This window comes from Pseudomonas batumici (assembly GCF_000820515.1).
In the GTDB taxonomy this organism is placed as follows: domain Bacteria; phylum Pseudomonadota; class Gammaproteobacteria; order Pseudomonadales; family Pseudomonadaceae; genus Aquipseudomonas; species Aquipseudomonas batumici.
The window spans coordinates 94210-106908 of record NZ_JXDG01000037.1; the positions used below are offsets into that span (position 1 = coordinate 94210).

Annotated in this window: 8 protein-coding genes; 5 read left to right on the forward strand and 3 right to left on the reverse strand. The window is 61.2% G+C overall.

The features are described from left to right. Nucleotides 1–12: 12 nt before the first annotated feature. From UCMB321_RS14350 to UCMB321_RS14360, 3 genes are all read right to left on the reverse strand, one after another. Entirely contained in the window at nt 13–1080 is a 1068-nt protein-coding gene (locus UCMB321_RS14350; protein ID WP_052451211.1) for an efflux RND transporter periplasmic adaptor subunit, read from the reverse strand. Beyond that, nucleotides 1077–2447 (reverse strand): TolC family protein, encoded by a 1371-nt coding sequence (locus tag UCMB321_RS14355; RefSeq protein ID WP_052451213.1) that lies wholly within the window; start codon nt 2445–2447, stop codon nt 1077–1079. The genes UCMB321_RS14350 and UCMB321_RS14355 overlap by 4 nt, the downstream gene beginning before the upstream one ends. A gap of 68 nt (nt 2448–2515) precedes the next feature. Beyond that, nucleotides 2516–3112: an undecaprenyl-diphosphatase gene (locus tag UCMB321_RS14360; RefSeq protein WP_040067841.1), complete on the reverse strand. Its 597-nt coding sequence runs from the start codon at nt 3110–3112 to the stop codon at nt 2516–2518. Between the two features lie 147 nt (nt 3113–3259). On the opposite strand from UCMB321_RS14360, the gene UCMB321_RS14365 reads away from it, so the two are divergent. The 5 genes from UCMB321_RS14365 (at nt 3260) to UCMB321_RS14385 (ending at nt 12699) form a co-directional block, all read left to right on the forward strand. Continuing rightward, on the forward strand, nt 3260–3922 hold the full coding sequence (locus UCMB321_RS14365; protein WP_040067842.1) for a response regulator: 663 nt from the start codon (nt 3260–3262) through the stop codon (nt 3920–3922). After that, entirely contained in the window at nt 3919–5250 is a 1332-nt protein-coding gene (locus tag UCMB321_RS14370) for an ATP-binding protein (protein WP_040067844.1), read from the forward strand. The genes UCMB321_RS14365 and UCMB321_RS14370 overlap by 4 nt, the downstream gene beginning before the upstream one ends. A gap of 184 nt (nt 5251–5434) precedes the next feature. Further along, on the forward strand, nt 5435–6502 hold the full coding sequence (locus tag UCMB321_RS14375; protein ID WP_425338569.1) for an efflux RND transporter periplasmic adaptor subunit: 1068 nt from the start codon (nt 5435–5437) through the stop codon (nt 6500–6502). Between the two features lie 10 nt (nt 6503–6512). Beyond that, nucleotides 6513–9578 (forward strand): efflux RND transporter permease subunit, encoded by a 3066-nt coding sequence (locus UCMB321_RS14380; protein ID WP_040067850.1) that lies wholly within the window; start codon nt 6513–6515, stop codon nt 9576–9578. Nucleotides 9579–9582: 4 nt separating this feature from the next. Then, nucleotides 9583–12699, forward strand: a complete 3117-nt coding sequence (locus UCMB321_RS14385; protein ID WP_040067851.1) for an efflux RND transporter permease subunit — start codon at nt 9583–9585, stop codon at nt 12697–12699.

The window sequence follows — 12699 nt, forward strand, 5'->3', positions numbered from 1 at the left end:
GCTGCCGTCTGGTTAGTCGTCACATTCGGGGTCTTTACAAGACGATGCGGTGATGGGTGGACGCTGCTCTTCGGATAACAGCAGTTGCGCACCGCGTACCACGACACGATCACCGGACTCAAACCCCGCACTGACCAGGTATCCGTTGTCGTAAGGGGTTTGGTCTGCGACAGGACGGCGGGTAAACCGGTCTTTGGCAATTTGCACATACGTCCACGGCTGCCCAGCAAACCAGAGGATGGCGGCCTCAGGTATCAAGAGACGGGGGCGGGTGGATGTGGGCAACGGCAAATAGGCAACCACTTTGCTACCGATTGGCAGGATCGCCGCCGCTCGGTAAAGGTATGCACGGCCTTCGGTCGAAGCGTCGACTTGAGGCGAGACTGAAATGAGCTGAGCCGTTTCCCGATGATGTTCGCTGGACTCAACCGCAATCAGTTCAGGAGCGGCCACATCAACGCCGAGGGGGAGAACAATGCGCAAAAGCATGTCCTCACGGCTCAACAGCCTGTGCAACAGCGCGGCGTCCGGCGCTCCGAGCATGCCGGCCAAGGGCGCACCAAACTGTTGCAGCGCACTATTGCGTATCGACTGTATGTTGGCGCTCGCTGCCTGTAGCTTGGTCTTGTCTGTATTCCATGTGACTTGCGAAGCTTGCAGCACCTTCATGGATACGCTCTGGTTCGCCTTGAACAGTGCGAGGTTGCGTTCATATTCCTGGCCCGAGGCCGAAGCGGCAGACTGTGCCGCCGCTGAGTCCGCTTGAGCCATGGCGTAACGAGTGCTCAGATCGTTGAGTCCTTGCACATCAAGCACACTGCCGTAAGCAAGATGTTCCACTGGGTGGCTGGACGCCGTGATCGGCTCACTCTGGATACCACTGATTGTCTGGGTCGTTTCATCCAGCGTGACGATGGTCAAACCGCCTTCGGTAGTGACCCGTGTCGGAGGCGGCGCGATCGGAGTTGCAGGCACGACCGTCATGGCTTGATAAGAGAAAAAACCTAAAGCGCCTAATCCGATGGTCGCTACCACCGCCAGGGCGACCAGTGAGGTTTTACTACGAAAGGGTGTATTCATTTTCGAATGACCGCCTCGGTTGACTGGGCGTGCAATGGGATTCCATCGAGCGGCTGCTGGATGGCATTTTCAAGTTGACTGATGGTTTGCTGGACTTGAACCACTGCATCCACGTGGGTCATTGCATCGATATTCACCGCACGGCGTGACCGCGATAGCGCCAATCGGTCTATTGCGCCTATCTCAAAGGAGCGTTGGTCAGCTTCAAAAGCAGCTGTTCGGGTCGCCCCCTGGGTGTCGATGAGTGCAAGGTTTTCCGTGGCCAGGCGATAGTGTTGCAGCGCGCTGTCTGTCTGATTGATCGCTTGGTCTTGAAGTGCTTCGACGTGAATGGCGGCTTCCTTGCGGCGCGCTTCGGCCTCCGCGATAGGCCCTTCATTGCGGTTGAACAGGGGGAGGGTGATGCCTGCCGGTGTAACGCTGTACTTGTTCACCCCTTGGTCAAACGAGTACCCCAGCCCGAGCGACAGGTTCGGATACTGTCGTGCAACTTCCAGTTGGAGAGCCGCTTGGCTCGCTTCGTACTCGGCGAGGGCGCCCAGAATGTCAGTGCGATTCAGGACGGTCTGACGACGGGCGGTGCTATCAGGGATCTGAGGAGTCAGCCTCTCGAAGTCGCTCAGATCTAGCTTGATGGGTTCAAGAGCCTTGAGAGGAATCCCAATGGTCTGAGCGATCAGTGCTTTGGTGTCCAGCATCAGTTTTTCGCTATTAGCCAAGTCGCTACGATCACGCTCCAGAATGATCTGCTCCTGGTTCAACTCGAACGTCGAGGCCGACCCCAACGAAAGCTGCTTCTCCAGCATAGTGACAAGGTTCTGCTGGATGTCGACCTGGCGCTCGATAATCGCGTGGTGCTGGCTGGCAGCGTAAAGATCAAGCAGGGCGCTACGAAGACGACTTCTGATCTGCCAGGCGGTTTGACCGATATTGAGTCGGGCAGCGTCTGAGAGTTGTTGTGCTTGGGCCACTCGATACCCACGTTTCCCGGCAGTCTCAATCGGGATGTCGAGGGCCAATCCGTACGTCCACGGTTTTATGGGCTGATCGGCGTACTGCAGTGGCAACGACAAGGACGGATTGGGTCGTTGGTTCGCCGTTTCTGTTGCCGCCTCACCGCTGGCAAACTTGGCACGCACTGCATCCAGCTCAGGGCTGTAGTAGTAGGCCGCCAGGGTTAAGGTACTCAGATTCCATAGAGGGGTTGTGTTGGCGCGGTGTGCCGTGATGAAGCGTTGAAGCGCCGGGTTAGTCAGAGACCGCTCTTCATAGGCCGCCATCATTTTCAGAGGCGCCAGTGGTTGTGGTTGATAACTCGCACAGCCGCTGAGCAGCACTACCACAGTGATAAAACACTGTTTATGCATTCGCATTTTCTTTGAGCGCAAAGTGTTGGCGTACGCAGAGCCTCGCAAATCCGGCATTGCCTCTCCTCCTACCGGTGAGTGTTGCGTCGAGCGACGGGAGGAAAAACTCGTTGATACAGGCGCTCAAGAACGTCGAGCAAATGCTCGCCAAGATGTCTCCAACTCAACACCTGCGGTACCAGCCACGCGCTTATCAACGAGACCAGCAGCGACCCGGCAATATCGAATGGGAAATGCACACCTAAATAGACACGGGCCCAGCCGACCAAGGTGGCCAGCAGTAGAATCAGTACGCCAAGCCTGCTCAGCGATGCCAGCATCAGAGCAAGGGCCAACGTGAACATCACAGTGGCATGATCGCTGGGGAAAGAGGACTCCGGGGCGTGCTCCATGAAGTTTTGTCCTAGCCCCAACATGAAGGGGCGCGGATGGAACCAAAGGCTACTGATCAGCAGGTTGCACCCAAGCGCGAACACGATACTCAGCGTCGCGGTTACCGCCGCGGCTCGGTGGTGGCGTGTGCCTCGTAGCCACAATCCGATCAGCAATAGCGGCGTGCCTATGATGAGCCACTGCGCCAGGAACGTCGCAAATAGCCGCATTTCCACCGAGGAGTGCACGCTGGCGTTGATAGCGAAAAACAGAGTGTGATTGAGCTCTTCCATGGGGAGACCCGTTCAGGAGACGAGGAGGCACCACGTTGTGATCACGGTGCGAGTGATAGGCACCATAGTGGTTGCTTCCTTAAGTCCACCTTAAGGGGGATGCTGGCAGTCTTATCGTCCTTATGATGTGAGGAGAGGGATCAGGCGATGCGAATATTACTGGCAGAGGATGATCCGATGATCGGTAGCGGCTTACAAAAAGGCTTGCGCCAGGAAGGATACACGGTGGATTGGGTGACGGACGGCAAGGCGGCCGTGCACGCTTTGGAAACCACCCCTTATGCGTTGCTGCTGCTCGACCTGGGACTGCCGCGTCAGGAAGGAATGGATGTGCTCAAGGTCCTGCGTCAGCACGACGAGAGCTTGCCGGTGATCATCATCACCGCCCGCGACTCGCTACCAGACCGGGTTGCCGGCCTTGATCACGGCGCTGACGATTACCTGGTTAAACCGTTTGCCATCGAGGAACTGCTTGCACGCATCCGCGCCGTCAGCCGCCGGCAATCCGGGCGTGTGCAGACCGAACTTAGGGGAGGGCCGTTGCGACTTGATCCGATACGCCACCTGCTGTGGTTGCGCAATGAACCTGTCAGCCTATCGGCCAGGGAATATGCATTGCTGTACGAACTGATGAAGGAGCCGGATGCGGTGATCTCCCGCGAGCAGCTAGAGGATCGCCTATATGGTTGGGGTGATGAAGTGGGTAGCAATGCCGTGGAAGTTCATATCCATAATCTGCGTAAAAAGCTCGGGGCCGAGGTCATCCGTACGGTTCGAGGTGTCGGTTATCACATTGGAGAAGACGCATGAGTTCGCTCCGTCGGCGTCTGCTGCTATGGCTGTTGCCAGCCACTTTCCTGGCCGGACTGCTGGCAAGTATCGGCACCTATTGGGGGGCTGTCCTTGAACTGGATGATCTGCTCAACGACCACATGCGTTACCTCGCCGAACACATCAATGTGGATCCAGGAGAGCGTGTTGTACTGACGGATACAGGCAAGAAACCCAATCCACTCAGTGATGATAATGCTGACGAAGTGCTGCTTCAGGTTTGGAGCGCAGGCGTCCTGAGCTTTACGACTGACTCAGGGCTCACGCTTCCACCACCACGGCAAACTGGCCTGAGTGATGTTCAGGTCGGAGATCAAATCTGGCACACCTTTGTCAGCCAGCGCGGCGACAAGCTTATCCGGGTGGCTCAAGCGCAAAATAAACGCTGGGAAGAACTCGCCGGTTTAGCCGTGCACCTGCTGTGGCCAGTAATGTCGCTGATTCCCTTGCTGGCCCTGTTCTTATGGTTTGGTATCAGCTACGGGCTGAAACCATTGCGAACAGTGGCGACAGAACTGTCGGAGCGCAACGTGAATAGCCTGCAGCCTATTGCTTCGAAAGAACTGCCTGGCGAAGTCAAACCTTTGGTCGATGCGCTCAACGATCTTCTAGAACGCTTGGCAAATGCCTTCACGATGCAAAAGGACTTCATCGCTGATGCGGCGCACGAGCTACGTACTCCAGTCGCAGCGCTCAGCATTCAAGTGGAACTGGCACAGCGGGCCACTCTCGATGAAGACCGTCGGATATCGCTGTCCGAGGTACAGGCGGGCGTCACACGTCTTACTCACCTGACACAACAGTTGTTGACCTTGGCTCGTTTGGAACCTGACGCTCAATCGCCAATCATGCAGGGCGTCGACTTATCCGATCTGTGCAAGTCGGTGATCAGTGATCAGGTTCGTAGGGCCGAAGTTTCAGGCATTGATCTCGGGCTGGCCGAGCATGCGGCATCGAGCATTTGGGGGGATCCCGAAACGCTGCGTATCTTGCTCAATAATCTGGTGGACAACGCCATTCGTTATGCGGGTGCCCAGTCAAAGATTGACTTGGCAGTGCGCGAGACCGACCAAGGGTTTGTGCTTGAGGTCTGCGACAACGGCCCAGGAATCAGTGCAGCGGACCGCGAGCGGGTGCTGGAGCGATTCTATCGAGGCAATAATCAAACCGGGTCTGGCAGCGGACTGGGGCTTTCAATTGTTAAAACGATTGCAGAGCAGCACGGAGCCAAAGTAGTACTTGATACTCCATCAAATGGCGCTGGGCTGCGGGTACAGATCATTTTCCTTTCCAAATCGGAAAACTGACAAACGTTTCACGATATCCCTACCCGCTCAGAAAGCTCGCGTTCAGCTTCCCGGGCGCACCCTCGATAGCAGACTAACCTTCAATACACAGGGTGATGTCCGTTGCCGGTGCAGAAGCGGGCCCCCCGGGGAGCGATGAGTGAAACGCAGCAGGATTGCGCTGGTCATCGTGGTGCTCGTGCTCCTGGCGGGTGGCTGGGCGCTCTATCACGGCTTGAGCAAACCCAAGGCCAAGCCACCCTCCCTGGGCGATCCCGTGACCGCCGTCGCCGTCAAACTGATGGATGTGCCGGTGTATATCGATGCCCTGGGCACGGTGACGCCGACCCGCAGCGTGACCGTGGTCAGCCAGGTTTCCGGGATCCTGGCTTCGGTAGAGTTCAAGGAGGGGCAGCGGGTCAGCAAGGGCCAGGTGGTGGCGCGAATCGACGACCGGGCGCTCAAGGCCCAACTGGCGCAGGCCAAGGGCGTGCTGGCCCACGACCAGGCGGTGCTGGTCAATGCCCAGCGCGACCTGGCGCGTTTTCGCCAACTGATCAAGGTCGGCTCGGTCAGCCAACAGACCCTCGATACCCAGGCTGCCACGGTGCAAGAGCAACTGGGGACGGTGGCGGCGGATGACGGTGCGGTGCAGAACCTGCAGGTACTGGTGAGTTACTGCACCATCGCCTCGCCGGTGGAGGGCATCGTCGGCCTGCGCCTGGTGGATCCCGGCAATTTCGTCGCCGCGGGCAGCACCACCGGCATCGCGGTGATCACCCAGATGAACCCGGCCACGGTGGTGTTCGCGGTGCCGGAGGATGATCTGGGCGCCATCGACCAGGCCATGGCCAAGGGACCGGTGGATGTCCTGGCCTACGATCGCAACAAACACAACCTGCTGGCCAGCGGGACCTTGCTGGCCCTGGACAACCAGGTCGATACCACCACCGGCACGGTAAGGGTCAAGGGGCAATTCAACGACGCCGGCAACGCACTGTTCCCCAATCAGTTCGTCAATGCCCGGCTCAAGGCCGACACCTTGCAGCAGGTCGCCGTGGTGCCGACCCTGGCGATCCAACATGGTAGCAAGGGCGATTTCGTCTTTGTGGTGCAAGGCAGCAAGGCCAGCCTGCGGCCGATCAAGAGCGGGCCGGCCAGCGGCGACCTGACGGCGGTGCTGGAGAATGGAGTAAAAGTCGGGGAGCAGGTGATTACCGAAGGCGCCGACAAGCTGGACGACGGCTCCCCGGTCAAGGTGGTCAGCCAGTGAGGTTTTGCCCATGAACATCTCACGGCCCTTCATCGAACGCCCCATCGCCACCACACTGCTGATGATCGCCGTGCTCCTGCTGGGGCTGCTCGGCTATCACCTGCTGTCGGTTTCGGCCCTGCCGGAAGTCGATTACCCGACCATCCAGGTCTTCACTCAGTACCCCGGGGCCAGCCCGGAGGTGATCAGTTCCTCGATCACCGCGCCGCTGGAACGCCAGTTCGGCGAAATGCCCGGGCTCAAGTCGATGGGCTCCACCAGCTCCGATGGCGCCTCGGTCATCACCCTGCAATTCGACCTGGCGCTGTCGCTGGATATCGCCGAACAGGAAGTGCAGGCCTCGATCAATGCCGCCGGGACCTTCCTGCCGGCCAACCTGCCGTATCCACCGGTCTACAGCAAGGTCAACCCGGCCGATGCACCGGTACTGACGCTGTCGCTGACCTCCGATGTGTTGCCGCTGACCAAAATCGAGGACCTGGCCGATACCCGCCTGGCGCAGAAGATCTCGCAGATTTCCGGAGTAGGGCTGGTGACCCTCAGCGGCGGCCAGCGCCCGGCGGTCAGGGTCGAGGCCAATACCTCGGCGCTCAATAGCCTCGGCCTGTCCCTGGAAGACCTGCGCAGTTCCCTGGGCACCGCCAACGTCAACCAGGCCAAGGGCAATATCGACGGCAAGTTCCAGGCGTTTTCCATCGGTGCCAACGATCAATTGCAATCGGCCGACGAGTACCGCGACCTGGTGATCGGCTACAAGAACGGTGCGCCGATCCGTCTCGCGCAGATCGCGAGTTCCGTCCAGGGCGCGGAAAATCCCCGGCAGGCGGCCTGGACCAACGACACGCCGTCGATCGTGCTGAATATCCAGCGCCAACCGGGGGCGAACGTGATCCAGGTGGTCGACCGGGTCCAGCAGCTGCTGCCCAAGCTGCGCGCCAGCCTGCCGGGGACCCTCAAGGTCAGCGTGCTGACCGACCGCACCCAGACCATTCGCGCCTCGGTCACCGACGTCCAGTACGAACTGACGGTCGCGGTGCTGCTGGTGGTGCTGGTGATCTTCCTGTTCCTGCGCACGGTACCGGCCACGTTGATTCCGGCCGTCACCGTGCCCCTGACCCTGATCGGTACCCTGGCGGTGGCCTACACGCTGGGGTTTTCCCTGAACAACCTGACGCTGATGGCCTTGACCATTGCCATCGGCTTCGTGGTCGACGATGCCATCGTCATGATCGAAAACATCACCCGCTACCTGGAGGCGGGGGATACGCCGTTGCAGGCGGCGCTCAAGGGCTCGGCACAGATCGGCTTCACCATCGTCTCGCTGTCGGTGGCGCTGATCGCGGTGATGATCCCGCTGTTGTTCATGGGCGATGTGGTCGGGCGGCTGTTTCGCGAATTCGCCATGACGGTGGCGGTGACCATCGTGATCTCGGCGGTGATTTCCCTGACCCTGACACCGATGATGTGCGCGCGCATGCTGCACAAGCATGCCGGGGAACGCCGCCCGGACTTTTTCGACCGGATCAACCGCTACTACGTGCGTGGCCTGGACTGGGTCCTGCTGCACCGCCCCCTGACACTGATATCCGTGGTGTTCACCGCGTTGCTGACCCTGTTCATCATCATGGTCATGCCCAAGGGGTTTTTTCCCGAGCAGGACACCGGGCTGATCCAGGGCATTTCCCAGGGTTCACCCAGCGTGTCGTTCCAGCAGATGGAGCGGCAACAGCAGAAGCTCGCCGCCAGAATCCTCAAGGATCCGGCGGTGGCCAGCCTGTCGTCCTTCGTCGGTATCGACCAGACCAACCCGACCATCAACCAGGGCAACCTGCTGATCAACCTCAAGGAGCACGGCCAGCGTGACAATGCGGCGGCGGTGATTCGCCGGCTGTCGGATGCCAATGCCGATGATTCCGGGGTGCGCCTGTACCTGCACAGCGTGCAGGACCTGACCCTGGACGCGACGGTGGCCACCACCAGCTACCGCCTCGGCTTGCAGGCCACCGATCCGCAGGTCCTGGAACAGTGGACGGGCAAACTGCTGGCGGCCATCGCCAAGGACCCGCTGTTCAGCGACGTGCAAAGCCAGGCGATGCAGTTCGGTAATCAGATCCGCATCAACATCGACCGCGCCACGGCTTCCCGCCTGGGGGTGACGCCCCAGGCCATCGATAACGTGCTGTACGACGCCTTTGGCCAGCGCCAGGTTTCGACCCTCTACACCCAGCTCAACCAGTACCACGTGGTGATGGCCAGCGACCGGCCACCGCGTAACCTCGCCGACCTGCTGACCGGGCTCTATGTCACCACCAGCAGCGGCGTCGTGACGTCCCTGGCGAGCATGGCCACCCAGCAGGTGATTCGCACGCCCATCACCATCAACCGGCTGGGCCAGTTCCCCTATGCGGACATCTCCTTCAACCTGGCCCCCGGCCAGACGCTGGGGGCGGCAGTCGCGCGCCTGAATCAGATTGAGAAGGACATCGGCCTGCCACTGACGGTACAGGCCAACCTGGAAGGCGCCGCCGCAACCTTCCAGTCTTCGCTGTCGAACCAGGTGTTCCTGGTGGCGGCGGCGATTGTCGTGGTCTACCTGATGCTGGGCATTCTCTACGAGAGCTTCGTGCACCCGGTGACCATCCTCTCGACCTTGCTCTCGGCGGCCCTGGGGGCCTTGCTGGCGTTGCGGGTCACCGGGACCCAGTTCGACATCATCGGCCTGATCGGCATCGTGCTGCTGATCGGTATTGTCATGAAGAACGGCATCATGATGGTCGACTTCGCCCTGGAATCGCAGCGCAAGGATGGGCTGGACCCGGTGGCGGCCATTCGCAAGGCGGCGGAGCTGCGTTTCCGGCCGATCCTGATGACCTCCATGGCCTCGCTGTTCGGCGCGGTGCCGCTGGCGCTGGGCACCGGCATCGGTTCGGAGCTGCGCCATCCGCTGGGCATCGCGATCATCGGCGGGCTGTTGCTCAGCCAGTTGCTGACGCTGTTTTCCACGCCGGTGATCTTCCTGGCGATGAATCAGCTGGAGCGGCGCTTCAGTCCGCCTCAAGCCGAGACCGGGGGCTGAGCCCATGAACATCAGCGCGCCCTTTATCCAGCGCCCGATTGCCACCACCTTGCTGGCGGTCGGCCTGGCGCTGTTCGGTTGGCTGGCGTTCCTGCTGCTGCCAGTGGCGCCGTTGCCGCAAGTGGATTTCCCGACCATCAGCGTACGGGCCTCGCTGCCAGGCGCCGATCCGGAAACCGTGGCCTCTTCGGTGGCGACGCCCCTGGAACGGCATTTCGGACAGATCGCCGGGGTGACCCAGATGACCTCGTCGAGCAGCCTGGGCTCGACCCGCATCAACCTGCAATTCGACCTGAACCGCAATATCGACGGCGCGGCCCGCGACGTCCAGGCGGCCATCAACGCTGCCCGCAACAGCCTGCCCAACGATCTGTCGGGGAATCCGACCTACCGCAAGGTCAACCCGGCCGATTCGCCGATCATGGTCATCAGCCTGACATCCGACAGTGCCACGCGGGGCCAGATGTATGACGTGGCCTCGACCTTGCTGGAGCAGAAACTGCTGCAAACCCGTGGGGTCGGCGATGTCACCGTCGGCGGTGGTGCGCTGCCGGCGGTGCGCGTCGAGCTCAACCCGGACCGGCTCAACCATTACGGGGTCAGCCTGGAGCAAGTGCGCGGAGCGATCGCCGCGTCGAACGCCAACCTGCCCAAGGGCGCGCTGTCCATCGGCGATCGCGCCTACGGTATCGGCGCCAACGACATGCTGTTCAAGCCCGAGGACTACGCGCCGCTGGTGGTCAGGCAACGCAACGGCGACGTGGTGCATATCGCCGACCTGGGTTATGTCAGCGAGGCTGTCGAGGACCTGCGCAACTTCGGCCTGGCCAACAGCCGGCCGGCGGTGCTGCTGGTGCTATTCAAGCAGCCGGGGGCCAACGTCATCGAGACGGTGGATGCGGTCAAGGCGTCGTTGCCGTTCCTGCAAAGCTCGATCCCGGCCTCGATCAGGCTCAATGTCCTGCTGGACCGCACCACCACCATCCGCGCGTCGCTGCATGATGTGGAGGTCAGCCTGCTGGCATCGATCTTCCTGGTGACCCTGGTGACCTACGGTTTCTTCCGCGACTGGCGCAGCACCCTGGTGCCGGCCATCGTCGTGCCGCTGTCGCTGCTCGGCACCTTTGGCGCCATGTATTTCCTGGGCTACAGCCTGAACAACCTGTCGCTGATGGCGCTGACCATTTCCACCGGGTTCGTGGTGGACGATGCGATCGTGGTCGTGGAAAACATCATGCGCCACCTGGAGCGCGGCGAAACCCGGCTGCGAGCGTCGCTGGACGGGGCTCGGGAAGTCGGTTTCACGGTATTGAGCATCAGTGTGTCGCTGATCGCGGTATTCATCCCCTTGCTGATGATGGGCGGCATCGTCGGGCGGCTGTTCCGCGAGTTTTCCATCACGTTGTCGGTGGCGATCCTGATTTCGATGCTGGTGTCCCTGACCGTGACGCCGATGCTGTCCAGCATCCTGTTGCGTCCGAGCCAGGCGACGGACTCGGCTCACGAGTACCCGGACTCGGGCTTCCATCGGTTCTATGACCGGACCCTGGGCTGGGTCGTCGAGCATTCGGCCTTGATGGGCCTGTTGACCCTGCTGGTCATCGTGCTCGCCGGGGGGCTCTATGTACTGGTGCCCAAGGGGTTCTTTCCCCAGGAGGACACCGGACGGTTGCAGGGCAGCATCATTGCGCCGCAGAGCATTTCCTATGCCGCGATGCAGTCGGCGTTCAGCGAGATCAACCAGACCGTGTCGAAGAACCCGAATGTCGAAACCGTCGGTGGTTTTATCGGCGGCGGCGGGGGCGGCGGCGCGATCAACAGCGGCCAGATGTTCATCACGCTCAAGCCGGTCGGTGCCCGCAAGGACAGCGCCGAGCAGGTGATCGCCCAGGTGCGCAAGGCCCTGGGCGAGCTGCCGGGGACCCGCTTGTACCTGCAATCGGCCCAGGACATCACCGTCGGCGGCAGGCAGAGCGGGGCGCAGTACCAATACACCCTGACCGCCGACGACCAGGGCACCCTGGATGAATGGGTGCCCAAGGTCGTCGCCGTGCTGCACACCTTGGCGCAACTGACCGACGTCAACACCGACCAGCAGGACAACAGCCTGTTGGCGAACATCGGCATCAACCGCGATACCGCGGCCCGCCTGGGGGTCAATGTCGGCAACATCGACCAGACCCTCTACGACGCCTTCGGCCAGCGCCAGGTCTCGACCATCTACAAGTCGGCCAACCAGTATCACGTGGTGATGGAAGTGGCGCCGCCATACTGGACCGATCCGTCGGCCCTCAAGTCGATCTATGTCCCGACCGGGCCGGTGAGCTCCAACCAGACGATAGGCGCCTCGGCACTACCGGCGAAGAGCCCGACGCTGGTGCCACTGTCGGCGCTGTCGGATACCGGTATCCAGCGTACGGCGATTTCCATTGCCCACCAGGGCACCTTTCCGGCGGTGACGGCCTCGTTCAACCTCGCTCCCGGCGTCTCCATCGGCCAGGCCACGGTCCTGGTGGACAACGCCGTGGCCCAGTTGCGCATGCCGGCCAGCGTGGTCGGGCAGTTCGCCGGCACGGCCCAGGTGTTCCAGGAGTCGGTGGCCAACGAACCGCTGCTGATCGTCGCGGCCCTGCTGTCGGTGTATATCGTGCTGGGCATGCTCTACGAGAACCTGACGCACCCGCTGACCATTCTCTCGACCTTGCCGTCGGCCGGTGTCGGCGCACTGATCGCCTTGCTGCTGACCGGCACCGAACTGTCGATCATCGCCCTGGTGGGGGTGATCCTGCTGATCGGGATCGTGAAGAAGAACGCGATCATGATGATCGATTTCGCCATTACCGAGCGGGTCCAGCACGGGCGCAGTGCCCGGGAGGCGATTCACCGGGCCTGCCTGATCCGCTTCCGGCCGATCATGATGACCACCCTGGCGGCCACCCTCGGGGCCTTGCCGCTGGTCCTGGGCAGTGGCTACGGTTCGGAGTTGCGCCGGCCGCTGGGGATTTCCATTATCGGCGGGTTGCTGCTCAGCCAATTGCTGACGCTGTACACCACGCCGGTCATCTATCTGTGGCTGGACAACGCTTCCGAGCGGCTGCGCCAGCGCGGCAAGGAGTCTTGA

What these genes read in the sequence shown, in the direction of transcription:
- UCMB321_RS14350 (WP_052451211.1), bottom strand. Translation starts at nt 1,080, where the DNA reads ATGAATACACCCTTTCGTAGTAAAACCTCACTGGTCGCCCTGGCGGTG.
- UCMB321_RS14380 (WP_040067850.1), top strand. Translation starts at nt 6,513, where the DNA reads ATGAACATCTCACGGCCCTTCATCGAACGCCCCATCGCCACCACACTG.
- UCMB321_RS14365 (WP_040067842.1), top strand. Translation starts at nt 3,260, where the DNA reads ATGCGAATATTACTGGCAGAGGATGATCCGATGATCGGTAGCGGCTTA.
- UCMB321_RS14360 (WP_040067841.1), bottom strand. Translation starts at nt 3,112, where the DNA reads ATGGAAGAGCTCAATCACACTCTGTTTTTCGCTATCAACGCCAGCGTG.
- UCMB321_RS14370 (WP_040067844.1), top strand. Translation starts at nt 3,919, where the DNA reads ATGAGTTCGCTCCGTCGGCGTCTGCTGCTATGGCTGTTGCCAGCCACT.
- UCMB321_RS14355 (WP_052451213.1), bottom strand. Translation starts at nt 2,447, where the DNA reads ATGCATAAACAGTGTTTTATCACTGTGGTAGTGCTGCTCAGCGGCTGT.
- UCMB321_RS14385 (WP_040067851.1), top strand. Translation starts at nt 9,583, where the DNA reads ATGAACATCAGCGCGCCCTTTATCCAGCGCCCGATTGCCACCACCTTG.